The 23,120-nt window shown below is 71.9% G+C and carries 18 protein-coding genes; 9 read left to right on the top strand and 9 right to left on the bottom strand.

Annotated features, from left to right (window positions below; translation table 11 throughout):
• Positions 1-4 precede the first annotated feature (4 nt).
• From C8E83_RS07520 to C8E83_RS07540, 5 genes are all read right to left on the bottom strand, one after another.
• Positions 5-1,879, bottom strand: coding sequence for a S9 family peptidase (locus tag C8E83_RS07520; RefSeq protein WP_121369153.1), 1,875 nt, complete (start codon positions 1,877-1,879; stop codon positions 5-7).
• Positions 1,876-3,660: an N-acetylglutaminylglutamine amidotransferase gene (locus C8E83_RS07525; protein ID WP_121369154.1), complete on the bottom strand. Its 1,785-nt coding sequence runs from the start codon at positions 3,658-3,660 to the stop codon at positions 1,876-1,878. Before C8E83_RS07525 ends, C8E83_RS07520 begins: the two co-directional genes overlap by 4 nt.
• Before the next feature lie 3 nt (positions 3,661-3,663).
• The gene (locus C8E83_RS07530; protein ID WP_121369155.1) at positions 3,664-6,189 is read right to left on the bottom strand and encodes a carboxylate--amine ligase/circularly permuted type 2 ATP-grasp protein; all 2,526 of its coding nucleotides are present in this window, start codon (positions 6,187-6,189) and stop codon (positions 3,664-3,666) included.
• Positions 6,190-6,279: 90 nt separating this feature from the next.
• On the bottom strand, positions 6,280-7,302 hold the full coding sequence (gene gap, locus C8E83_RS07535) for a type I glyceraldehyde-3-phosphate dehydrogenase (protein WP_121369156.1): 1,023 nt from the start codon (positions 7,300-7,302) through the stop codon (positions 6,280-6,282).
• A 200-nt stretch (positions 7,303-7,502) separates the two neighbouring features.
• Positions 7,503-8,456 (bottom strand): GlxA family transcriptional regulator, encoded by a 954-nt coding sequence (locus tag C8E83_RS07540; RefSeq protein ID WP_121369157.1) that lies wholly within the window; start codon positions 8,454-8,456, stop codon positions 7,503-7,505.
• 158 nt (positions 8,457-8,614) lie between these two features.
• Here C8E83_RS07540 and C8E83_RS07545 point away from each other — a divergent pair, with 158 nt between their 5' ends.
• Positions 8,615-9,223, top strand: a complete 609-nt coding sequence (locus C8E83_RS07545) for a hypothetical protein (RefSeq protein WP_121369158.1) — start codon at positions 8,615-8,617, stop codon at positions 9,221-9,223.
• 125 nt (positions 9,224-9,348) lie between these two features.
• Here C8E83_RS07545 and C8E83_RS07550 read toward each other — a convergent pair whose 3' ends face one another.
• On the bottom strand, positions 9,349-10,071 hold the full coding sequence (locus C8E83_RS07550; RefSeq protein WP_121369159.1) for an SDR family oxidoreductase: 723 nt from the start codon (positions 10,069-10,071) through the stop codon (positions 9,349-9,351).
• Positions 10,072-10,237: 166 nt separating this feature from the next.
• Here C8E83_RS07550 and C8E83_RS07555 point away from each other — a divergent pair, with 166 nt between their 5' ends.
• Complete coding sequence (locus C8E83_RS07555; protein ID WP_121369160.1) at positions 10,238-10,687, top strand: MerR family transcriptional regulator; 450 nt, start codon at positions 10,238-10,240, stop codon at positions 10,685-10,687.
• On the opposite strand, the gene C8E83_RS07560 is transcribed toward C8E83_RS07555, so the two are convergent.
• Entirely contained in the window at positions 10,684-11,214 is a 531-nt protein-coding gene (locus tag C8E83_RS07560; protein WP_121369161.1) for a hypothetical protein, read from the bottom strand. The two genes, C8E83_RS07555 and C8E83_RS07560, sit on opposite strands and share 4 nt — an antisense overlap.
• 111 nt (positions 11,215-11,325) lie before the next feature.
• On the opposite strand from C8E83_RS07560, the gene C8E83_RS07565 reads away from it, so the two are divergent.
• The 5 genes from C8E83_RS07565 to C8E83_RS07585 all read left to right on the top strand — a co-directional run bounded on the left by C8E83_RS07565 (position 11,326) and on the right by C8E83_RS07585 (position 20,494).
• Positions 11,326-11,601 (top strand): hypothetical protein, encoded by a 276-nt coding sequence (locus tag C8E83_RS07565; RefSeq protein WP_121369162.1) that lies wholly within the window; start codon positions 11,326-11,328, stop codon positions 11,599-11,601.
• A gap of 148 nt (positions 11,602-11,749) precedes the next feature.
• Positions 11,750-12,454 carry a class I SAM-dependent methyltransferase gene (locus C8E83_RS07570; protein WP_170159869.1) on the top strand — a complete coding sequence of 235 codons (705 nt, stop codon included), beginning with the start codon at positions 11,750-11,752 and terminating at the stop codon, positions 12,452-12,454.
• 51 nt (positions 12,455-12,505) lie between these two features.
• Positions 12,506-15,856 (top strand): DEAD/DEAH box helicase, encoded by a 3,351-nt coding sequence (locus C8E83_RS07575; protein ID WP_121369164.1) that lies wholly within the window; start codon positions 12,506-12,508, stop codon positions 15,854-15,856.
• A gap of 73 nt (positions 15,857-15,929) precedes the next feature.
• Positions 15,930-18,074 (top strand): RecQ family ATP-dependent DNA helicase, encoded by a 2,145-nt coding sequence (locus C8E83_RS07580; RefSeq protein ID WP_121369165.1) that lies wholly within the window; start codon positions 15,930-15,932, stop codon positions 18,072-18,074.
• Positions 18,075-18,562: 488 nt separating this feature from the next.
• Positions 18,563-20,494 (top strand): DEAD/DEAH box helicase, encoded by a 1,932-nt coding sequence (locus tag C8E83_RS07585; protein WP_121369166.1) that lies wholly within the window; start codon positions 18,563-18,565, stop codon positions 20,492-20,494.
• A gap of 201 nt (positions 20,495-20,695) precedes the next feature.
• On the opposite strand, the gene C8E83_RS07590 is transcribed toward C8E83_RS07585, so the two are convergent.
• A complete protein-coding gene (locus tag C8E83_RS07590) occupies positions 20,696-21,448 on the bottom strand; it encodes an SDR family NAD(P)-dependent oxidoreductase (protein ID WP_121369167.1) in 753 nt (250 codons plus the stop codon).
• A gap of 91 nt (positions 21,449-21,539) precedes the next feature.
• Between C8E83_RS07590 and C8E83_RS07595 the strand changes: the two genes are divergently transcribed.
• Entirely contained in the window at positions 21,540-22,169 is a 630-nt protein-coding gene (locus C8E83_RS07595) for a TetR/AcrR family transcriptional regulator (protein WP_121369168.1), read from the top strand.
• Positions 22,170-22,197: 28 nt separating this feature from the next.
• On the opposite strand, the gene C8E83_RS07600 is transcribed toward C8E83_RS07595, so the two are convergent.
• The gene (locus C8E83_RS07600; protein WP_121369169.1) at positions 22,198-22,437 is read right to left on the bottom strand and encodes a hypothetical protein; all 240 of its coding nucleotides are present in this window, start codon (positions 22,435-22,437) and stop codon (positions 22,198-22,200) included.
• 159 nt (positions 22,438-22,596) lie between these two features.
• Between C8E83_RS07600 and C8E83_RS07605 the strand changes: the two genes are divergently transcribed.
• Positions 22,597-23,112, top strand: coding sequence for an SRPBCC domain-containing protein (locus C8E83_RS07605; RefSeq protein ID WP_121369170.1), 516 nt, complete (start codon positions 22,597-22,599; stop codon positions 23,110-23,112).
• The last annotated feature ends 8 nt before the right edge of the window (positions 23,113-23,120 follow it).

Below are 23,120 nucleotides of genomic sequence, written 5' to 3' on the forward strand. Positions count from 1 at the left end.
AGCGTCAGACGGCGAGCGCCCGCGTCACGAACGCGACCATCGCGTGCACGAGCGCGCGCCGCGAGTCGAGCCGGCGGTACTCGTGGCCCTCGCCCGCGAGCTCGAGGTAGTCGACGTCGGCGCCGCGGGCCCGCAGTGCGGCCACGACCTGGTGCGCCTCGCCGATCGGCACGTTCGTGTCGAGCTCGCCGTGCACGACGAGCAGCGGCGCTGTGATGTCGTCGACCGCGCGCATCGGCGACAGGTCGGCGAGCAGCTCGGCGTCGTCGTCCGGATCGCCGTACTTCGTCACCGCGGCGGCCGCGATCCACGGCTCGGTGTCGCGGTAGAACGTGGCGAAGTCGCTCATGCCGCAGACGTCGACGCCGCAGGCGAAGACCGAGGGCGCGAACGCGAGAGACGCCAGCGTGGCGTACCCGCCGTACGACCTCCCCTCGACCCCGATGCGCGCAGGATCCGCGAGCCCCTCGCCCGCCAGATACTCCGCCGCGCTCACCACGTCGCCGAGCGCCTCCCACCTCTTCTCGCGATCGTCGGCGTGCACGAACGCGCCGCCGAACCCGGACGAGCCGCGGATGTTCGGCGCGAAGACGGTGATGCCGGCGGCCGCGAGGGACTGGTGCTGGGGCGAGAAGGCGGGGCGCTCCTGCGACTCGGGGCCGCCGTGGAGGTGGATCAGGGCGGGGCCGGGTCGGTTGGTCGCAGCTGCCGATCCTGCGCCCCGGTACAGCCACCCCGTGATCTCGAGGCCGTCGGCCGCGACGAAGCGCTCGAGGGTCGGCTCGACGAGCCCCTCGGGCAGCTCGGGGCCGGCGGTCACCCTCGACCAGGCGTGCGTCACGGTGTCGAGACGCCAGAGTGTGCGGGGCGCGGTCGGCCCTTCGACGGCGAGGATCACGCTGCGGCCGTCGCGGGAGAGCACAGGATCGGTGACCACGGCGCCCGGAAGCCCCTCGACCGGCGTCCGGGTGCCGGAGGCCGTGTCGAGCAGTTCGAGGGCGCTGCGCCCGGCGACGTTCCAGACGAGCAGCAGCACGCGGCCGGCGTCGTCGGCGTCGAGGAACTCCAGCTCGCCCGACGGGTGCGAGGCGAGCACGGTCGAGGTGCCGCGCCACCGGTGCGGCCCGATCGGCATGGCGACCAGCTGTCGCCTGGGCAGGCCGGCCTCGGTCGAGAGGTAGGCGATGAGCGGGCTCGACTCGCTCTCGGGTGCGGGCCGGATGAACGCGGTGTCGGCCGATCCTGCCCACGGGTCGGTGAGGAGCGGGTGGTCGTCGTCGGTGAGGCGGTCGACGACCACGACGAACTCGCGGCCGCGCTGGCCGTCGCGCAGCACGACCAGGCGCTCCTCGACCGAGAGGTCGAGGATGTGGATCAGCTCGCCGACCGCGAGGTCGTCGCGCGCACCCGTCTCGGGGTCGACGAGGTACGCCCGGGCCGGCTGCTCGGGCTCGACGGACGGCAGCGTCACGACGACGCGGTGGCCGGAGCGCGACCACGGGCCGAGCTCGGCGTGCTGGTCGCGGGAGCCCGCGATCCGCTGGGCGTCGGATCCGTCGGGGCGCACGACCCAGACCTGCTGCCGGACTCCCCCGTCGGTCGCGAGCGAGACGGCGAGCCAGGCGCTGTCGGCCGACCACGAGACGGCGACGGCCGGGTCGTCGCCGACGTCGATCGGGGTCGGGTCGGGCAGCGGGCCGTCGCCGGTCACGACCTCCTGCACGAAGACCTGCGGAGTGCCGAAGCGGTCGCTGATGAACGCGACGCGCCGCGCGTTGCGGGTCATGGTGGGGCCCCAGGATCCCCACGCCTCGACCAGGCGATCGGCCAGCGCTGTGGTCGGGGAGTCAGTGATCGGGGTGTCGGCTGCGGTCGTCATGCGATCCCCTGCTCCTGCAGCCACATCTCGATCAGGCCGAGCTGCCAGAGGACGTTCGAGCCGAGCGTGGTGCGGTTCGTGTTCGGGTCGGCGAGGAGCGACTCGACGGCGGCCGGGTGGAACAGGCCGCGGTCGATCGCGACCGGGTCGAGGAGCGCGGCCTTCACCCGGGCGAGGAATGGCCCCTCGAGCTGCCGGATCGCCGGGACGGGGAAGTAGCCCTTCGTGCGGTCGATGACGGCGTCGGGCACGATGCCGCGGGCGGCGCGCTTGAGGACGCCCTTGCCGCCGTCCTGCAGCTTGAGCTCGGGCGGGATCCGGCCGGCGAGCTCGACGAACTCGTGGTCGAGGAAGGGCACGCGGGCCTCGAGGCCCCAGGCCATGGTCATGTTGTCGACGCGCTTGACCGGGTCGTCGACGAGCATCACGGTGGTGTCCATGCGCAGGGCCGCGTCGACGCTGGTCTCCGCCCCCGGCCGGGCGAACTGCTCGTCGACGAGGAGCGACGGCGTGTCGACGTCGGGCATCCACTCGGGGCGCAGCAGTCTCGCCAGCTCGCGCCAGCGGCGGTCGAAGAACACCGACGCGTACGCCTCGCCCGCGCGCGCCCGGGGGATGCCGGCGAGCGGCGGGTACCAGTCGTAGCCGCCGAGCACCTCGTCGGCGCCCTGGCCCGACTGGACGACGCTGATGGTCTTCGAGACCTCTTCGCTGAGGAGGTAGAAGGCGACGCAGTCGTGGCTCACCATCGGCTCGCTCATGGCCCGGATCGCTCCGTCGATCCCGGGCAGCAGGCGATCCTGCGGGATCGGGATCCGGTGGTGGTCGGTGCCGAACTCGCGCGCGACGATCGACGAGTACTCGAACTCGTCGCCCGACTCGCCGCCGGCCGAGTCGAAGCCGATGCTGTAGGTCGCCAGATCCCTCTGCCCGGCCTCGGCGAGGAGCGCCACCACGAGGCTCGAGTCGATGCCGCCCGAGAGCAGCACGCCGACCGGCACGTCAGAGACCATGCGGCGCTCGACCGCGGTGCGGAGCTGAGCGATCAGCGCCTCCTCCCAGTCGCGCGACGACCAGTCGGCGCGGTCGGGATCGCGGGTGAACGACGGCTCCCAATAGACGTGGTCGCGCGACTCGCCGTCCGGCTCGATCACTCGAACCGTGGCGGGCGGCAGCTTCTGCACCCCGGTGAGGATCGTGCGCGGCGCCGGCACCACCGAGTGGAACGTCATGTAGCTCGCGAGCGCCTCGACATCGATCGAGGTGTCCACGCCGCCCGCCGCGACGAGAGCCGGCAGGGTCGACGCGAAACGCACCCGGTCGCGCGTGTGGTCGACGTAGAGCGGCTTGATGCCCAGGCGGTCTCGGGCGAGGACGAGTCGGCCGCTCCTGTGCTCCCAGATCGCGATGGCGAACATGCCGAGCAGCCGCTCGACGAAGGCCGTGCCCCACTCGGCGTAGGCCTTGAGCACGACCTCGGTGTCGGAGGTCGAGAAGAACCGGTACCCCTTGGCCCGCAGCTCGTCGCGAAGCGCCTCGTAGTTGTAGACCATGCCGTTGTAGGCGATCGAGAGCCCCAGCTCGGCGTCGACCATCGGCTGCGAGCCCGACGTCGACAGATCGATGATCGCGAGCCTGCGATGGGCCAGCGAGACCGGCCCCCGAGCCCAGAGCCCGTCGCCGTCAGGGCCGCGATGAGCCTGGCACGCCGACATCCGAGCGGTGGCCGCAGGATCGGGTAGCCGCCCGTCGAAACGCAGCTCACCCGCGAGCCCGCACACCGGCTACTCCCCCGCCCCGATGATCCAGGTGTCCTTCGCGCCGCCGCCCTGCGACGAGTTCACCACCATGCTGGCCTCGGGCGCCACGCGCGTGAGGGCGAAGTCGGCCAGCCGGCTCTCGCCCGGAGCCGCGCCGGTCAGGTAGACGAACGCCCGGAGGTCGACGTGGCGCGGCTCGAGGCCGTGCTCGGTGAGGGTCGGGTGCAGCGAGAGCGTCACGACCTCCTGCGCCACCCAGCGGTCGGGCTCGTCGGCGATCGCGGCGCGACGCTCGGCCACCGTCGCGGCGTTCGCGCTCGGGCCGATGAGCACGCCGTGGCCGCCCTGCCCGTCGACCGGCTTCGTGACGAGCTCGCCGACGCGGTCGAGCACGCTCAGCCGCTCGGCCTCGTCGCGCAGCCGATACGTCGGGACCGACTCGAGCAGCGGCTTCTCGCCGAGGTAGTACTCGATCATCTCGGGCACCGCCACGTACATCGCCTTGTCGTCGGCGAGCCCGTTGCCGGGAGCATTAGCGAGGAACACGTCGCCGGTCGCTGCGACGTCCATGATCCGGGCGCCCAGGTCGCCGTCGTCCGCCCTCGCGAGGTCGAGCAGCTCGCCGTCCAGCCGCAGGTAGAGCGCGTCGATCACACGCCCCGTCGAGCGCTCGACGACGCGGTGCTCCTGCACGTCGAGGTCGTCCGCCGTCACGAGCACGAGGCCGGCTCCCTCGGCGAGCGAGCGGTGCTCGAACCACGCCGAGCTCTCGGGGCCCGACGACAGCAGCGCCGCGGTCCCCTCCCCGCCCGCGCGCGCCAGCAGGGTGTCACGTAGCAGGGCCAGCACGGTCGCAGGATCCAGAAGCCCCTCGGGCCGGGGTACGTCCGGCACCACCTCGTCCATCAGCCTCCGCACCGCCACGGCGAACGCCGCTCCGCTGGGCGACCGCACGTTGTCCTCCAGCACGCGCCAGCCCCCGAACTCGTTGCGGATGAGGTCGAAGCCCTGGATCGGAGCCCGCACCGTGCCCGGTGGCAGCAGAGCGGCCTCGGCCCGCCAGCCCATGGCGTCGACGACGTCGTCTTCGCGCAGGATGCCGTCCGTCACGATCCTGCGCTCGCCGTAGGCGTCCTGCAGGAAGAGCTCGATCGCCCGGGCCCGCTGCGTCAGCCCCTTCTCGAGCTGCTTCCACTCGTGGCGCGTGACGATGCGGGGCACGAGGTCGACGTCGAAGCCGCGGATCTCGTCGCCGACGACGAAGCTGAGGCCGGTCTCCCGCGACCACGTGTCGCGCCGGTGCCCCCGGCTCATCGACTCGGTGGGGCTCAGCGCGTGGAAGAACGGCGCGATGTCGACGTAGCTCGGCCGCGGGTGCAGGCCAGGCCCGATCGCCTCGTCGCCGGCACGGAAGCGGTATCCGGTGAGGGTGGGGAGGCTCGTCGAGTCGCCGCCCGACGGGCCCCGGGTCTCGCGGACGACCAGGTCGACGACGTCGTCGAGCTCGCCGCGCTCGGCGTAGGCGGCGCGCTGCCGATCGGCGGAGTTGCCGCGGGCGAGGGTCTGCTCGACGAGGAACGAGACGTCCTGCCAGTCGCCCAGCTCTTCGAGCTGCGGCCGCAGCCGCGAGACGAGCTGGCGGACGGCCTGCGGTGCGGGCAGCCGGGTGGGGTGCGCCTCGAGGTCGAGGAGCTCGCCGGAGAGGCCGGCGCGGGCCGCCTGCCACATCGCGGCGCGATGCAGCGGAGCGGCGCGGGTCTCGACGATGCGCTCGGACTCGATCTCCTGCTCGGCCGCGCGCACCGCGGCCCGGAACAGGCCGGCGATGAGCACGGCGTCGTCGACCAGAGGGCAGGCGTCGCAGGTGCGCAGCTCGAGCGTGGGCGCGTGGGAGGACGGCCGGACGTCGAAGTAGGCCATCTTCGCGTCGGCGATGACGCCCGTCGCGATCATGTCCTGGAGCATGCGGTCGTACTCGGCCGCGTTCTGCAGGGGCCCGGTCGCGCCCGCGCTCGGCCAGCGCTGCCAGATGATCGAGCGGATGCTCGCATAGCCGGTGTCCTGCCCGTTCCAGTACGGGCTCGACGCGCTGAGGGCCAGGAGAACCGGCAGGACGGGCGCCACCCGCCCCGCGATCCTCACGGCGAGGTCGCGGTCGCTCACCCCGACGTGCACCTGCAGCCCGCAGATGAGCTGCTCGTCGACGAGCATGCGGTACTGCTCCTGCATGCGGCCGTAGCGCCCCGTCGTCGTGAGCTCGAAGTCGGCGAACTCGCTCCGGGGGGCGGTGCCCGCCGCGGCGATCGCGAGCCGCTCGGCACCGGTGACCTCGACCAGGTCGCTGCGCAGGCTCAGGATCTCGCGGCGGAGGTCGGTGAGAGTCGACACGACCGGGAGGTTCGTCTCGATGGTCGTGCGCTGGAGCTCGGCGCCGTAGCGGTCGCGGGGCAGGCGGGAGAGCAGCTGCGGGGCCTTCGCCGAGAGACGCTTGGTCTCGAGGTCGATCAGGTGCAGCTCTTCTTCGGCGCCCAGGGTCAGCTCGGCCGTCATTCCCCGACCCTATGCGCATCGGGCGATCGGGGGTCAGACTCGGCGATTCCCTGTGCGAAACCACAGGTGTCGTCTGACCCCCGACATGCCTCAGGAGGCGGCGAGCAGCTCGAGCGTGTCGATCACGCGGTTCGAGAAGCCCCACTCGTTGTCGTACCAGGCGACCACCTTCACGTGGCGGCCGTCGACGCGGGTGAGGGCGGAGTCGAAGATCGACGACGCCGGGTTGCCGGTGATGTCCGACGAGACGAGCGCGTCGTCCGAGTACTCGAGGATTCCCTTGAGCGCTCCGTCGGCGGCGTTCTTGTACGCCGCGAGGACCTCGTCGAGCGTGACGTCCTTCGAGACCGTGGTGTTCAGCTCGACGATCGAGCCGACCGGCACGGGAACGCGGATCGAGTCGCCCGACAGCTTGCCGTTCAGGTTCGGCAGCACGAGGCCGATCGCCTTCGCGGCGCCGGTCGACGTCGGCACGATGTTCACGGCGGCCGCACGGGCGCGACGCGGGTCGCGGTGCGGGGCGTCCTGCAGGTTCTGCTCCTGCGTGTAGGCGTGCACCGTCGTCATGAAGCCGTGCTCGATGCCGGCCAGGTCGTCGAGCACGGAGGCCAGCGGAGCCAGGGCGTTCGTGGTGCAGGAGGCGTTCGAGACGATCGTGTGGACGGCCGGGTCGTACGCCGCCGTGTTGACTCCGTAGGCGAGCGTCACGTCGGCTCCGTCCGCGGGGGCGCTCACCAGCACGCGCTTCGCTCCCGCGTCCAGGTGCGCGCGAGCGGCTTCGGCCGACGTGAATCGGCCGGTCGACTCGAGGACGATGTCGACGCCGAGCTCTTTCCAGGGGAGGTCGCGGGGGTCGCGCTCGGCGAGCACCCGGATCCTGCGGCCGTCGACCACGAGGGTGTCGCCGTCGACCTCGACGGGGCGGCCGAGGCGCCCGGCGGTGGTGTCGAAGGCGAGCAGGCGGGCCAGGTCGCGGGGCTGGGTGAGGTCGTTGACGGCGACGATCTCGAGCGTGGTCGCGGCGGAGTTCGCGCCGGTGCCCTCTCGCTCGAGGAGGGCGCGGAGGGCGTTGCGGCCGATGCGGCCGAAGCCGTTGATCGCGATGCGGGTCATGGGGATTCACCTTTCTGGAGCCGCGGTCGTTGCGGCACGCGAACCAGGTTCGCGCCGCGCGCCGTCGCTCGACAGGGGCGCGCACGACACCCTTCGCAAGTTTCTCGCCACGCTTCTCCCGCCCGTTCCTCCTGCGACAAAACGCGACACCTGCGACGTGCCGGAGCGTCGCAGGTGTCGCGTTTTGTCGCGTGGACGGCTTATTCACCTCCGGTGAAGGTGCGGCGGTAGTCACGAGGCGTCGTGCCCAGGATCCGCTGGAAATGCTGCCGCAGATTCGCCCCCGTGCCCAGCCCCACCTCGGCCGCGATCTGCTCGACGCCGAGCTCCGACAGCTCGAGCAGCTCGCGCGCCGCATCGACCCGAGCCCGCAGCAGCCACTGCATCGGCGTGTACCCGGTGTCATCGACGAACCGCCGCGAGAACGTGCGCGGCGACGACGCCGAATGGTGGGCCATCGCCTCGAGCGTGAGCGGCTCGCCGAGGTGCCGCAGCGCCCACTCGCGCGTCGCGGCGAAGCGCTCGCCGCGCGGCTCGGACACGCTCCGGGGCACGTACTGCGCCTGTCCGCCCGAGCGGTACGGCGCCGCGACGAGGCGTCTGGCCGTGTGATTCGACGACGCGATGCCCAGATCCGATCGCAGGATGTGCAGGCACAGGTCGATCCCGGAGGCCGCCCCCGCACTCGTGAGCACGTCGCCCTCGTCGACGAAGAGCACGTTCTCGTCGACGCGGATCGCCGGGTACTGCTCGGCGAGGGCCCGCGTGTAGTGCCAGTGCGTCGTGGCGCGCTTGCCGTCGAGCAGGCCCGTCGCGGCGAGCGCGAACGCGCCGGTCGAGATCGCTGCGAGCCTGGCCCCGCGCTCGTGCGCACCGCGCAGCGCGTCGACGACCGGGGCGGGCGGCGCCTCCCGGTCGGGGAACCGGTAGCCGGGCACGAAGACGATGTCGGCCCAGTCGAGGGTCTCGAGCCCGTTCGCGACGCCGAACGACAGCCCGTCGCCGCCCGTGATCAGGCCGGGCTCGGGGCCGCAGACCCGCACCTCGTAGGGCATGCTGCGCCGCGTCGAGAAGACCTGGGCGGGGATCCCGACGTCGAGCGGCTTCGCCCCCTCGAGGACGAGAACGGCGACGCGACCCAGGCGCTCTGACATGCCGCGAGCCTAACAATGTTGCTTAAATCACCCAGGCACTGGTACCTTCTCTACTCGTGCAGTATTTCAATACTATCAAGAGCTCATCGGGCCGTCCGCGACGTCGCGCGGCCTTCGCCACACTCGCCGCCACGGCTTCTCTCGCTTCGGCTCTGGTCGTGCCCGCGGCCGCGAGCGCCTCGGCTCCTGCGACCCGCTCGCTCGACGCCGCGACCGTCGCCGAGGCGCACGCGTTCTTCGACCGCTACGGCGTCTCGACCGCGACGGCCGATCGCCTCCTCGGCGAGTACGAGCACGGCGGCACCTGGCTCGCGCTCACCGGCAGCGCACGCCCGGTGAGCACGAGGTCGCAGGATGACGGCGACGCCCTCGCCACCGTGAGCACCTACGCCGACGGCTCCATCGCCGTGCAGCGCGACGAGAAGGCCGTCGACGTCTCCGATCCCCGCCTCCGCGGTGTCTCGGGCTGCTCGAAGAGCGGCACCGCGTACTCGAACTGCAAGGCCGAGATGTGGTTCGGTCTCGTCGCGATGAGCTTCCGGGTCAGCTACAACCTGCAGTCGGGCAACAACCGGGTCACGAGCGTCTACGGCGCCACCTGGTCGATCGGCGGGTCGTGCAGCACGAAGCAGCAGTACTTCGGCCGCCCGAACAGCAAGGTCGCGCGCCTCGACGTGCTCGCTCAGATGTGCGTGATCCCGCACTCCGAGATCATGTGGCTGCAGTTCTCGGTCGGCGGCAACAAGACCAGTCTGACGATGGGCTGAACGTGGGCCTGCTGCTCTGGAACGTGCTGGTCGGCGCCCAGGTCGCCGTCGTCGCGGGAGTCGTCGTCGCGCTCGTGCTGTTCGTGCGCTGGGGCCGACGACGCTCCCGCTGACGATGTGGCCGGTCAGCCGGCGAGCGCCGCCTCCAGCTGCGCGTAGAACGCCGCCGGGTCGCCGGCGAGCGACGCCTTCACCATGGCGCTCCAGTCGTCGACGACGACCTCGATCGCGTCGTGCTCGAGACCGGCGAGCGAGGCTCGCGGCACGTCGCGAGGGTCGATCATCGGCCCCTCGTAGCCGTCCATGATGTCGGTGTCGGCGGCTCCGAGGTGCACGCCCTGCACCAGCGTGCCCTGGGCGGCCAGCTCGAGGCGGACCCCGTTGGTGAGGTTCCACTCGGCCGCCTTGGCCGCGGCGTACGCCCCGGCGCCCGGGTACGAGAACCACGAGAGGGCCGACAGGACGTTCACGATCGCCCCGCCGCCGTTGCCCGCGAGCACCGGCGCGAACGCCCGGATGACGCCGAGGTTGCCCCAGAAGTGCGTGTCCATCTCGCGCCGGATCTCGGCGAGCTCGCCGGTGACGAGGGCGGCGCCGGTCGAGATGCCGGCATTGTTGACCAGGAGCGTCACATCCTGCGCCGTGGCAGCCGCCGCCGTGACCGACTCGTCGTCGGTCAGGTCGAGCCGCAGCGGCACGACGCGCTCGTCGGTGAAGTCGAGCGTCTCGGGGCGGCGGGCGGTCGCGTAGACCTTCCGTGCGCCGCGCTCGAGGAGCTCCTCGACGAAGGTGCGGCCGATGCCGCGGTTGGCGCCGGTGACGAGGGCGGTCTGCTGGGTGATGTCCATGGTGTTCCTTCTCTGACGTGTCTCTCACGCCCGGTCGCCTGGCCGGGCGTGAGCTACGCTAAGACCTGACGTTGACGTCAAGGGCAAGTCCCTGGCGAAAAGAGTTCCGAGACGACAACGGGTCTCGACGACAACGGCTCTCGACGACACCGACGAAGGGCGCGGGATGCGAATCGGAGAAGTGGCCGCGAAGTCCGGCGTGAGCACCCGGGCGCTCCGCTACTACGAAGAGCAGGGCCTCCTCGGCTCGACGCGCACCACCGGCGGCCAGCGCGACTACGCGCCCTCGGCGGTCGAGCGCGTCCGGCTGATCCAGCAGTTCTTCGCGGCGGGCCTGCCGAGCCGCACGATCCTGCGGATCCTCCCCTGCGTCGAGACCGGGCACGCCTCCCCCGAGGTCTTCGACCTCCTCGGCGCCGAGCGCGCGCGGATCACGGCCACGATGGCCGAGCTCGAGGCCGCCCGCGACTCGCTCGACCGCATGATCGACATCGCCGCGCATCCGACGGCCGAGCACTGCCCGGCGCTCCGCACCGGCGAGGACGCCGTCGACCTGGCGGCGTCCGGCGCCGGCGCGACGTCGCTCGCCGCGTCGTCGCTCGCGGCCACGGCCTAGGGCGCGAGGAGTCCCCGACCGTCGGGCACCGTGAAGGCGAGCTTCGGCAGCCACTGGTCGGGTGCGGCCCAGCCGGGCCCCGTGGGCAGCTGCCGGAGGAGCTTCCGCACTGATCCTGCGGCCGCCGGCTGGGGCAGCACGCGTCGCGGCGCCATCGTCGCCAGAGCCCCGAACCACCAGTGCCGCCAGGTCGGCTCGAGCGACTCGGGCTCGAGCACCACGTAGTAGTCGGGCATCACGCGCTCGCCCGCCGCGAAGGCCGACACGGCCTGCGCCACCTCGACGTCGAGCGCGCCACCGGTCGAGCGATCGTCGAAGAACTCGACCCAGGCGTGGGCGACGTGACCGAGCGGATCGGAGTCGTGCACGACGTACGGCCCCTGCGAGGCGCTGATGCGGCGAGCGCCGTCGGCGTCGGGCTCGCCGAGCTGGAGGGCATCGACGCCGCGGAGGGCGCTCAGCCCCTCGATGACGTCTGCGGACGCGTCGCCGACCACGGCGACGACTGTTGCGTGCGAAGCGGCCATGCACGATCGTACGTCCGCTGGCGGCCGGACTCGAGAGGCAGGGCAATCCGTTTTGCGCCCGGTGCCGAACTCCTGGTCACACGCACCCAGGATCAGGAACTGGAGCCCCCCATGACGACGCTCACCGCCGCCGACGCCCTCGGGACCACGACCGCGCCGCGCCCCGAGCACGCGACGCGGTCGCCGTTCCGGGCGGTGTCGGCTCCGTTCGAAGCCCCCTCGACAATGGCGGCGAGCCTCGAGACCACCGTCCAGCGCACGCGCCGCCTCGCCGTGGCCGCCGACCGCCGCAGGCACCGCGTCACCGTCGTGTCGTCGGGCATCGCGGTCGGGCTGGGCAGCGTGGGCACGCTGGCGTTCGCGATCCTGCTCGTCGCCGGTCACTGATCGTCACAGGTCACTGACTCTTTGCATCCCAGAAACGACTGTCATGACGTCGCACGACGCCGGGACAGTCGTTTTTGGTATGCGGCGAATCTTGCCGGAACGGCAACGGGGCTGGCGCCAACGACGCACGCCCGGGCACCATGAGCGCATGCACGAGCACCAGCACCCGCACAATGGGCCCTCGGCGGCGCACCTCGACGCCGCGCCCGACCAGGCCTACTGGGACGACCGCTATTCGTCGGCCGACCGCCTCTGGAGCGGACGCGCCAACCCCCAGCTGATCGCCGAGGCCGAGCACCTCACGCCGGGCCGAGCCCTCGACGTCGGTTCGGGCGAGGGCGGCGACGCCCTGTGGCTCGCCTCCCGAGGCTGGCAGGTGACCGCGATCGATCTCTCCGAGGTGGCTCTCGCGCGAGCCGAGGCGTGGGTGCGCGCCCAGCCGGCTCACGACCCGCAGCCGGCCGACGACACGCAGCCGGACCACGATCAGGGCGCAGGATCGGCGACACCCTCCCCAGCCGACCGCATCTCCTGGCAGCACCGCGACATCCTCTCGTGGGCTCCGGACGCCGCGGCTTTCGACCTCGTCTCGTCGCAGTACTCGCACTTCCCCTCGGCCGACATGGCCGCCGTCGTGACGAAGCTCGCGGCGGCCGTAGCACCGGGCGGCACGCTGCTCGTCGTCGGGCACGAGAAGACCGAGCATCACGCCATCGGGCCGGTCTTCTTCTTCGAGGCGCGGGAGCTCGGCGGACTTCTCGATCGTGCCGCCTTCGACGTCTCCGCCGAGCTGCGGAAGCATCCGCACCGCGATGGGGCCGACGAGGTGCTCGTGGCCCGTCGGCGCCCGTAGCCGTCGTCGCGACCGCCCCCGGGTGTCGGCGGCGGATGAGAGGCTAGGGGCATGCCCGAGGCCATCCCCCTCGTCGACGCCACCGACATCATCCGGCTGGTCGGCGCCGCGACGTTCGAGCGGGCCCGCGAGTACGTCCGCGAGAACCGCGTCGTCGACACGTCGTACGACGCCGACAAGCGCCTCGCGATCGGCCACGTCCTCGGCAGCGACGTCCAGCCCTACGAGGCGACCGCTCGGCTCACCCAGACGCACGGCCAGTACAGCCGCCCGGTGCTCACCACGTGCACCTGCCCGATCCGCACCGACTGCAAGCACGTCGCGGCGATGCTGCTCTTCGCGAACCAGGCGCACGCGCAGGCCCTGCTGGGGGCGCCGTCGAGCCTCACCGAGGGCGGCGGTGACGAGGGCGACGGCGACGGCGACGAGACGGTCGCCGAGCCCGCGAGCCAGGGCGCACGGTCACCGAGGCCGACCGCCCGAAGCACCACGGCGGCTCCTGCGGCCTCATGGCGGCAGCAGCTCGACGTCCTCTCGTCGCCGGCCCCGCTCCCGTCCGCCCGCCTCACCCCGATGGGCCTGCAGTTCGAGCTGCGCGAACGCACTCGCGAGCGCAGCGGCCGCTGGGGCGCCCCGACCGGCCGACCGGCGACGGAGGCGACGACCCGCCGCGCCGAGACCGCCGCGCAGGGCGCCGACGACGAGCACTCGTCGCCGTACCGCCTCGGCGTGCGCCCCGTCACGCAGTCGGCGACCGGCAACTGGGTGCGCGGCTCGCTCACCTGGACGTCGCTGCCCTACTCGCTCAACCGTCTCGGCGCGAGCCCCGAGCAGCACCGCTGGTTCGGGCAGTTCCAGGCGCTGCACCGCTCGGCCCGCGACGTGTACCTGCCCGGGAGCGAGGCGGACTGGCTCTTCCTCGACGACTTCGGCAGCCCGCTCCTGTGGCCTCTGCTGGACGAGGGCCGACGCCTCGGCATCGCGCTCGTCACCGGCAAGCGGGAGGTCGACGTGACCGTGGCGCAGGAGGCAGGTGTCACGATCGCGGTCTCGCCCGGTTCCGCGGGCGGGCTGCGCCTCGACGTGGAGGGGGTCGTGGGCGGGGTGTCGCATCCTGCGTTCCACACCGGTCTCGTCGGCGAGCACGGGCTCTACGCGTGGAGCTTCACCCCCGGGCTGCAGGTGGCGCTCGGGCCGGCCTCGCTCGGCGACGAGGCCCGGCGGCTGCTCGGTTCGCCGTCGATCGACGTGCCGGAGGGCGAGCGCGACGAGTTCTTCCGGGAGTGGTTCCCCCGGCTGGCCGGGGCCGTGCCGGTGGTGAGCCGCGATTCGTCGGTCGAGCTGCCCGAGATCCTGCCGCCGGTGCTGCGCCTCACCGCCACGTTCGGCGAGGGCGACGTGTTGACGCTGGCGTGGTCATGGGACGACAACGGCACCTCGAAGCCCCTCGGCGCATTCCCCGTGCCCGACGACGTCGAGGTCGTGAACGCCACGCTCAAGGGGCTCGGCGCGGCCGAGTTCGCCGCCGAGGTGCTGCCGCTGCTCGAAGCGCGCAACGACATCCGCGTGGAGATCGTGGGGGCGCGGCCGGAGTACCGCGAGCTCACCGAGACGCCGCACCTCACCGTGACGACGGTCGAGACCGACAAGCGCGACTGGTTCGACCTCGGCGTGATGGTGACGGTCGAGGGTCGCACGATTCCGTTCACGCCGCTGTTCACCGCCCTGTCTCGGCGACAGGACAAGATGCTGCTCGTCGACAAGACCTACCTGTCGCTCAAGCAGCCCGTCTTCGACGAGCTGCGTCGCCTCATCTCCGAGGCCGAAGAGCTCGACGAGTGGGAGACCGGCGAGCTCCACATCAACCGCTACCAGGCGTCGCTCTGGGCCGAGCTCGAAGAGCTGGCCGATCACACCGAGCAGGATTCCCGGTGGCGAGCGACCGTGGGCGCCCTCGCCGACGTCGACGGCGTGCCTCCGGTGCCCGTGCCGGCGTCGGTCTCCGCGACGCTTCGCCCGTACCAGGCCGAGGGATTCTCGTGGCTGGCCTTCCTCTACGAGCACGAGCTCGGCGGAGTCCTCGCTGACGACATGGGTCTCGGCAAGACGCTCCAGACGCTGGCGCTGGTCGCGCATTCACGCTCCACGACGTCGCTGCCGTTCCTCGTCGTCGCGCCCACCAGCGTCGTCGGCAACTGGGTCTCCGAGGCCGCCCGCTTCACGCCGGGCCTGCGCGTCCACGAGGTCACGGCGACCGCGGCCAAGAGCCGGCTCGACCTCGCCGTGCTCGTCGCTTCCGGGGTCGATGTCGTGGTGACGTCGTACGCCCTGTTCCGGCTCGACTTCGCCCGCTACGCCTCGGTCGAGTGGGCGGGCCTCGTGCTCGACGAAGCGCAGATGATCAAGAACCGCACCTCGAAGGCCCACCGTGCCGCCGTCGAGCTCAAGGCGCCGTTCAAGCTCGCCATCACCGGCACGCCGATGGAGAACGACCTCTTCGATCTCTGGTCGCTCTTCCACGTCACCGCTCCCGGGTTGCTCATGACCGGCCTGCGGTTCATGGAGGAGTACGCGAAGCCCGTCTCGCTCGGCGACCGACCCGACCTGCTCGCGCGGCTGCGGCGACGCATCCGGCCCCTCATGCTCCGGCGCACCAAAGAGCTCGTCGCGCCCGACCTGCCCGAGAAGCAGGAGCAGACGATCATGGTCGATCTCGCACCCAAGCACCGCAAGCTCTACGACCTCTTCCTCCAGCGCGAGCGCCAGAAGCTGCTGGGGCTCGTCGACGACCTCGACCGCAACCGCTTCATCGTCTTCCGCTCCCTCACGCTCCTGCGCATGCTGGCCCTCGACGCGACCCTCGTCGACGGCGAGGCGTACGAGGGCATGCCGTCGTCGAAGCTCGACGTCCTGATCGACGAGCTGCAGGATGTGATCGCCGGCAGCCACAGAGCCCTCGTCTTCAGCCAGTTCACCTCGTACCTCTCGGTCGTGGCTTCGCGGCTGTCGGCCGAGGGCATCGACTACGAGTACCTCGACGGGTCGACGCTCAAGCGGTCGGACGTCGTCGCGAGGTTCCGCGACGGCACGGCTCCGGTCTTCCTCATCAGCCTCAAGGCGGGCGGGTTCGGCCTCAACCTCACGGAGGCCGACTACGTCTTCCTGCTCGACCCGTGGTGGAACCCGGCGACGGAGGCACAGGCCGTCGACCGCACCCACCGCATCGGGCAGACCTCGAACGTCATGGTCTACCGGATGATCGCCCGAGGCACCATCGAAGAGAAGGTCATGGAGCTCAAGGAGGCGAAGGCGAAGCTCTTCGACGCGGTCATGCACGACAACGACGCCGCGTTCGGCGCCGCTCTCACCGCCGACGACATCCGCGGGCTGCTCGGGCCGTAGGGCTCGCCGGAGTTTTCCACAGCGTGCGGCCACGGCCCAGCGAGTGTCGGCGGATCCTGCGACCATGGGGGCGATGACCGACACCCTCACCTCCGAGTCCCTTGCCGCCGAGGCCACCGACCTGCTGCGCGCCCTGACGGGCCGCCCCGACGCCACCTTCCACGAGGGGCAGCTCGAGGCCATCGCGGCGCTCGTCGCGGATCGGCGGCGCGCGCTCGTCGTGCAGCGCACCGGGTGGGGGAAGTCGGCCGTCTACTTCATCGCGACGCTGCTCTTGCGTCGCCGGGGCGGCGGTCCGACACTCCTGGTGTCGCCGCTGCTCGCGCTCATGCGCGACCAGGTGGCCGCCGCTGCCCGCGCCGGAGTGCGGGCCGTCGCGGTCAACTCCGCCAACGCGCACGAGTGGGGCGACGTGCAGCAGGCGCTCGCCCGCGACGAGGTCGACGTGCTGCTCGTCAGCCCCGAGCGCCTCAACAACCCGCGGTTCCGCGACGAGCAGCTGCCTCTGCTCCTGGCGCGCCTCGGCCTCCTGGTCGTCGACGAGGCGCACTGCATCTCCGACTGGGGCCACGACTTCCGGCCCGACTACCGGCGACTCGCCGAGCTGATCCGCTCGCTGCCCGCCGACCTGCCGGTGCTCGCGACGACGGCCACGGCCAACGCTCGCGTCGTCCGCGACGTCGAAGAGCAGCTGGGCGCCGGAGCAGAGGTGCTCACCATCCGCGGCTCCCTCGCCCGTGCCTCGCTGCGGCTCGGGGTCCTCCGACTGCCGACCAGCCGCGACCGCCTCGCGTGGCTCACCGCCCACCTGGGCGATCTGCCGGGCTCCGGCATCGTCTACGCGCTCACGATCTCGGCCGCCGACGACACCGCCCGCCTCCTCCGCGACGCCGGCTACGACGTCGCCTCCTACACCGGCCGCACCGACCCCGACGAGCGCGAGCGGCTCGAGCAGGCGCTCAAGAACAACGAGCTCAAGGCCCTCGTCGCGACCAGCGCCCTCGGCATGGGCTTCGACAAGCCCGACCTCGGCTTCGTCGTCCACCTCGGCGCCCCGTCGTCGCCGGTCGCGTACTACCAGCAGATCGGTCGCGCCGGGCGCGCCACCGACAACGCCGACGTCCTGCTGCTCCCGGGCACCGAAGACTCCGAGATCTGGCAGTACTTCGCGACCGCGTCGATGCCGACCGAGGCGAAGGCGTCGGCGATCCTCGGGGCGCTCGGTGCCGGCGGGGGCCGGGCCGACGCGTCATCGGGCCAGCCTCTGTCGACGCCGGCCCTCGAGTCGATGGTCGACGTCAAGCGGTCGCCGCTCGAGCTCATGCTCAAGGTGCTCGACGTCGACGGCGCCGTGAAGCGCGTCCAGGGCGGCTGGGTCGCGACGGGCGCCCCGTGGCAGTACGACGCCGACCGCTACGAGCGCATCGCGGCGGCTCGCCGACACGAGCAGGAGTCGATGCTCGCGTACGAGGGAGCCACCACGTGCCGCATGCAGATCCTGCAGCGCGATCTCGACGACCCCGCCGCCGCGCCGTGCGGTCGATGTGACGTCTGCGCCGGCGTGTGGTTCCCGACCGATGTGCCCTCCTCTGCGGTTGAGTCGTCCGGTGCGGCCCTCGACCGCGTCGGTGTCGAGATCGAGCCCCGCGCCCAGTGGCCCACCGGCGCCGACCGCGTCGGCGTTCCGCTCTCGGGTCGCATCGCCGCCGGCGAGCGCTGCGAGCCCGGCCGGGCCCTCGCACGACTCACCGACCTCGGCTGGGGCGGCGCCCTCCGGCCGCTCTTCGCCCCCGGTGCACCGGATGCCCCGATCACGCGCGCGCTCGTCGACGGCTGTATCCGCGTGCTGGCCGAGTGGCCGTGGGCATCTCGCCCGACCGGGATCGTGGTCATGCCGTCGCGCACCCGCCCGCAGCTCGTGTCGTCGCTCGCGCAGGCGCTCGGCTCCGTGGGGCGCCTGCCCGTGCTCGGCGCGCTCGACGGCCCGGGCGAAGTGCCGGGCGACCGCTCGACCAACAGCGTGTACCGCCTCGCCGAGCTCCACGGGGCCCTGACCGTCGGCCCGTCGCTCGCGGCAGCGCTCGACTCGCACGACGGTCCGGTGCTGCTCGTCGACGACCTCGCCGACTCGCGGTGGTCGCTCACGGTCGCCGGCCGCGAGCTCCGTCGTGCCGGGGCGAGCGCCGTCCTTCCGTTCGCCCTCGCCCTCGTCGGGTAGCCGACTCGAGGATCTCGCGTCGCATGCCGGTGCGTCGTCGCGGGCTCGGATGCGTGGCTTCGCGCGCTCAGCCCGCGTCGCGCACGCGCCGCAGGAGTCGCGGCCGGCCCGCGTCGCGCACGCGCGGGAGGAGAAATGTCCTCCCCGCGCCTGATCGTGCCGTCGACGAGCCGGACCCGGGACGGCTTCGGCGACGAAGTGCACGCTCGGGAGGAGAACCTGCGTCGCGGAGGATTCGCCCTCAGACACCCCTTCTCTTCAGGAGGAGTTCTCGCTCGGCGATCCTCCCGATCCTGCGAAATCGGTCGTCCTTCCTCCCGGGAGGCACGCGAGAGGGCTTTCTTCCTCCCGGAGCGCACAAAGTTCCTCCCGAGGCGAGGCGGGGCGACGGGGGCGGCGCGGGCGGAGGAATCCTCACCACGGGCGGCATTCGCCGATCCTGCGACCCGCGTCAGACGCCGGCCCCGAGACCGACTAGCGTTCTCTGCATGACTGCCGACACGAACGACACGCCAGAGGCAGCCACCGCTGACCCCACCGAGACCGACGCCACCGCGACGGTCACCGCCGCCGCGACCCCCGACGACGGCCCCGCCCCTCTCACCTTCGCCGACCTCGGCCTCAGCGAGCCCGTGCTCAAGGCCATCAAGGACATCGGCTACGAGACGCCCTCGGCGATCCAGGCCGCGACGATCCCGACGCTGCTCGAGGGGCGCGACGTCGTCGGCCTCGCGCAGACCGGTACGGGCAAGACTGCCGCGTTCGCGCTCCCGATCCTGAGCCGCCTCGACGTCAGCGCGAAGGCCCCTCAGGCGCTCGTCCTCTCCCCCACGCGCGAGCTCGCGCTGCAGGTCTGCGAGGCGTTCGAGCAGTACGCGTCGCACCTCCGCGGCGTCCACGTGCTGCCGGTCTACGGCGGGCAGGCGTACGGCGTGCAGCTGAGCGCGCTGCGCCGCGGCGTCCACGTCGTCGTCGGCACGCCCGGCCGCATCATGGACCACCTCGCCAAGGGCACCCTCGACCTCTCCGAGCTCAAGTACCTCGTGCTCGACGAGGCCGACGAGATGCTCAAGATGGGCTTCGCCGAAGACGTCGAGACGATCCTCGCCGACACGCCCGACGACAAGCAGGTCGCGCTGTTCTCGGCGACGATGCCCGCGCAGATCCGCCGCATCTCGAAGCAGTACCTCGACGACGCCGAAGAGATCACCGTCAAGCAGAAGACGACCACCTCGGCGAACACGACGCAGCGCTACCTGATGGTGTCGTACCCGCAGAAGGTCGACGCCCTCACGCGCATTCTCGAGGTCGAGAACTTCGAGGGCATGATCATCTTCGTCCGCACCAAGAGCGAGACCGAGACCCTCGCCGAGAAGCTCCGCGCCCGCGGCTACTCCGCCGCCGCGATCTCGGGCGACGTGGCGCAGGCCCAGCGCGAGCGGACCGTCAACCAGCTGAAGTCGGGCAAGCTCGACATCCTCGTCGCCACCGACGTCGCCGCCCGCGGTCTCGACGTCGACCGCATCAGCCACGTGGTCAACTACGACATCCCGATCGACACCGAGTCGTACGTGCACCGCATCGGTCGCACGGGGCGTGCAGGCCGGTCAGGAGCAGCGATCAGCTTCGTCACCCCCCGCGAGCGCCGCCTGCTGGGTGCGATCGAGAAGGCCACGCGCCAGCCGCTCACCGAGATGCAGCTGCCGACCGTCGACGACGTCAACGTGACCCGTCTCGCCCGCTTCGACGACGCCATCACGGCCGCCCTCTCGCAGCCCGAGCGCATCTCGGCGTTCCGCGACATCGTGGGGCACTACGTGGCGCACCACGACGTGCCCGAGGGCGACGTGGCCGCGGCCCTGGCGGTCGTCGCGCAGGGTGACACGCCGCTCCTGCTCGACCCGGAGCCCGAACGCCCGGCCCGCCGCCAGCGCGACGACCGCGCGCGCGACTCCGACACCGGCGGCTCGGGCTCGGGATCGCGCTTCTCGGGCGACAACTCCGAGGGTCGGCCCGAGCGCCGTCCGCGCGGCTCCGTGCCGATGACCGCGTACCGCATCGAGGTCGGCCGCCGTCAGCGCGTCGAGCCCCGGCAGATCGTCGGCGCTCTCGCCAACGAGGGCGGGCTCAACCGCGACGACTTCGGCGCCATCCAGATCCGGCCCGACTTCTCGATCGTCGAGCTCGCGGCCGACATCTCGCCTGACGTGATCGAACGACTGGTCGACACCAGGATCGGCGGAAAGCTCATCGAGATCCGCGCCGACCGCGGGCCCCGTGGCGGCCGCCGAGACGGCGACTCCCGCCCGCCGCGCGCCGGGCGCTTCGACCGCGACGACCGGCCTGCCCGCGGCGGGCGCTTCGAGCGCGACGATCGGCCGCCGCGCGACGATCGGCCGGCCCGCAAGCCCCGGCACTAGGGCTTTCGGCGGCTCCTACGCCTGCCCGCCCGCGCCCTCGTCGTTTCCCGGCGCGACAAAACGCGACACCTGCGACGTGCCAACACGTCGCAGGTGTCGCGTTGTGTCGCGCGGGGCTCCGCCGAAAAGCATTCCCTCCCGAAAACGACTCTGAGCACTCGAAATCACGTGCGCAGAGTCGTTTTCGGGAGGAGCAGCAGCTCAGACCGCGAGCCGCCCGCCGTCGACCGGCAGCACCGCACCGTGCACGTGACGTGCGGCGCTCGACGCGAGGAACACCACGCCGTCCGCGACCTCGGAGGCCAGCCCGACGCGCCCGGCCGGCGTCGTCGCCGCGAGCTGGTCGAGCCCGTCGCCCATGACCTCCGTGCCCTCGGTGCGCGTCGGCCCGGGGCTCACCGCGTTCACGCGCACGCCCGAGGGCCCGAACTCGGCCGCCCACGACTTCGTCAGCAGCTGCAGCGCCGCCTTCGACGAGCCGTAGAGCCCCATGCCCGACGCACCGAACGAGGCGACCATCGTCGTGACGTTGACGACGGCTCCGGCGCCCCGCGACGCCATCGCCGGAGCGAGGAGCGCGACGAGGCGGAACGGCGCCCGCACATTCGTGGCCATCACGGCGTCGAAGGTGGCGTCGTCGACGTCCGCCGTCGGACCGAACGGGAAGACGCCCGCATTGTTGACCAACACGTCGACGTGGCCGTCGCCGAGACGCGTCGCCTCGGCGGCCAGGTGCGAGACGCTGGCGGGGTCGGCCAGATCGGCCACGGCGAAGTCGGCCGTGCCTCCGGCGGCGCGGATGGTCTCGACGACGGCCTCGCCGCGCTGCGAGTCTCGCCCGCTGACGATGACGTGGGCGCCGCTCGCGCCGAGCTGGAGGGCCACCTCACGGCCGATGCCGCTGGTGCTGCCGGTGACGAGGGCGGTCTGCCCCGAGAAGTCGTACGTGCTCATGATCCTGTCGCCAATCGTGTAATGGAGTGATTGCTCCAATCGTGGCAACTTGAAAATGGAATGTCCACTCCAAAAGACGTAGACTTCCGACATGACCTCGACACCGGCCTCCGTCTCCGGCCGCCCCCTCACGGCGAAGGGCCTCGCGACTCGCGCGCGGATCGTCGCGAGCGCCTCCGACCTGATGCTCAAGCTGGGCGTCGACCGCACCACGATCGACGACATCCAGCGGGCGGCGACGGTGACGACGTCGCAGCTCTACCACTACTTCGTCGACAAGAACGACCTGATCATGGCCGTGATCGACTATCAGACCGATGCCGTGCTCGATGTCCACCGCACGGCCCTCGAGAGCGTCGACGACTTCGACGGGCTCGTCGCCTGGCGCGACACGATCGTCGAGGTGCTCACGCGCCAGCACTGCGTCGGCGGCTGCCCGCTCGGCAGCCTCGCCAGCGACCTCGCCGAGGTGAACCCGCGGGCACGGGCGGCTCTCGAGCGGTCGTTCGGGGCGTGGGAGTCGCTGCTGCGCCAGGGCCTGGCCACGATGCACGCGCGCGGGATCCTGCCGCCCGATGTCGACCTCGACCGAGCCGCGCTGGCGTTGCTCGCGGCCGTCCAGGGCGGCCTGCTGCTCAGCCAGACGCGCCGCGACACCGTGGCGCTCGAGAGCGCCATCGACTTCGCGATCGACTCGCTGAGGCTGCGCGCGGCGGCCTGATCAGGCGCGCACGATCAGCCGCCCAGGGTCAGGCCGAGATCGCAGGATCCGAGACGCTCTCGGGCGTGAGCCGCCCGCGAATCCCCTCGAACTCGGCGAGCGCCTCGTCGGCGGAGAGCCGCCCGGCTTCGAGTGCGGTGGCCGTGTTCAGCAGATCGAGGTGCAGCTGGGCCCGCGTCGTCACGGGGAGGTGCGTGGCCCGATCGAGGGCGATGTCGGCGGAGAGACGTGCGGTGAGGAGCTCGCGGCTCCAGAGGGTGGTGAGCATGGTGCCTTCGTGGTTCTGTGGCGGCGTCGTTGTCGCCACTGACAGGGTAGCGCTCTCGTGCCCAAGCGACGGGATCGTCGCGGCCGTTCACAGCGAGTCGTCGGAGTCGTACCCCGGGTCTCCCTGGACAGCGTCGGCCTGCCGGACGAGGCTGGTCGCATGAGCACTCCGGCCCGCCACGGGCACCTCGAGATCGACGCGGCGACAGGGCTCGGAGTCGTCGTCGTGGAGATGACGAGTCCGGCGCCACGCGAAACCGTCTGGGCCGCCGTCAGCACGCGTGACGGGCTCGCCGCCTGGGCCGGCGAGGTCGAGGGCGAGCTGCGTTCGGGCGGGGCGTACACGGCGCACCTGTTTCCGAGCGGGTGGGAGGGCGCCGGGCGCGTCCTCGAGTGCGAGCCGGGCCGTCGGTGGCGGGTCGAGGGGGCGGAGGAGGGCCAGCCCGCCCACGTGAACGAGCTGACCCTGGCTCCTGCGGCCGGAGGCGACCTCACCGTGATCACGCTGACGGAGCGGGGGGTGCCGCGCGAGATGCTGCACTTCTACGGCGTCGGCGTGCAGCTGCACCTCGAGAACCTCGTCGCGCACCTCGGCGGTCGTCCGCTCGTCGACCCCGAAGCCTTCTGGGCGGGGCTGCTGCCCGAGTACGAGCGCCTGGCGGCCGAGCTGCCCTGACCATCGCC

Source organism: Frondihabitans australicus (assembly GCF_003634555.1).
GTDB classification, from domain to species: Bacteria; Actinomycetota; Actinomycetes; order Actinomycetales; family Microbacteriaceae; genus Frondihabitans; species Frondihabitans australicus.

What these genes read in the sequence shown, in the direction of transcription:
- C8E83_RS07520 (WP_121369153.1), bottom strand. Translation starts at nt 1,879, where the DNA reads ATGACGACCGCAGCCGACACCCCGATCACTGACTCCCCGACCACAGCG.
- C8E83_RS07530 (WP_121369155.1), bottom strand. Translation starts at nt 6,189, where the DNA reads ATGACGGCCGAGCTGACCCTGGGCGCCGAAGAAGAGCTGCACCTGATC.
- gap (WP_121369156.1), bottom strand. Translation starts at nt 7,302, where the DNA reads ATGACCCGCATCGCGATCAACGGCTTCGGCCGCATCGGCCGCAACGCC.
- C8E83_RS07540 (WP_121369157.1), bottom strand. Translation starts at nt 8,456, where the DNA reads ATGTCAGAGCGCCTGGGTCGCGTCGCCGTTCTCGTCCTCGAGGGGGCG.
- C8E83_RS07550 (WP_121369159.1), bottom strand. Translation starts at nt 10,071, where the DNA reads ATGGACATCACCCAGCAGACCGCCCTCGTCACCGGCGCCAACCGCGGC.
- C8E83_RS07555 (WP_121369160.1), top strand. Translation starts at nt 10,238, where the DNA reads ATGCGAATCGGAGAAGTGGCCGCGAAGTCCGGCGTGAGCACCCGGGCG.
- C8E83_RS07560 (WP_121369161.1), bottom strand. Translation starts at nt 11,214, where the DNA reads ATGGCCGCTTCGCACGCAACAGTCGTCGCCGTGGTCGGCGACGCGTCC.
- C8E83_RS07565 (WP_121369162.1), top strand. Translation starts at nt 11,326, where the DNA reads ATGACGACGCTCACCGCCGCCGACGCCCTCGGGACCACGACCGCGCCG.
- C8E83_RS07570 (WP_170159869.1), top strand. Translation starts at nt 11,750, where the DNA reads ATGCACGAGCACCAGCACCCGCACAATGGGCCCTCGGCGGCGCACCTC.
- C8E83_RS07575 (WP_121369164.1), top strand. Translation starts at nt 12,506, where the DNA reads ATGCCCGAGGCCATCCCCCTCGTCGACGCCACCGACATCATCCGGCTG.
- C8E83_RS07580 (WP_121369165.1), top strand. Translation starts at nt 15,930, where the DNA reads ATGACCGACACCCTCACCTCCGAGTCCCTTGCCGCCGAGGCCACCGAC.
- C8E83_RS07585 (WP_121369166.1), top strand. Translation starts at nt 18,563, where the DNA reads ATGACTGCCGACACGAACGACACGCCAGAGGCAGCCACCGCTGACCCC.
- C8E83_RS07590 (WP_121369167.1), bottom strand. Translation starts at nt 21,448, where the DNA reads ATGAGCACGTACGACTTCTCGGGGCAGACCGCCCTCGTCACCGGCAGC.
- C8E83_RS07595 (WP_121369168.1), top strand. Translation starts at nt 21,540, where the DNA reads ATGACCTCGACACCGGCCTCCGTCTCCGGCCGCCCCCTCACGGCGAAG.
- C8E83_RS07600 (WP_121369169.1), bottom strand. Translation starts at nt 22,437, where the DNA reads ATGCTCACCACCCTCTGGAGCCGCGAGCTCCTCACCGCACGTCTCTCC.
- C8E83_RS07605 (WP_121369170.1), top strand. Translation starts at nt 22,597, where the DNA reads ATGAGCACTCCGGCCCGCCACGGGCACCTCGAGATCGACGCGGCGACA.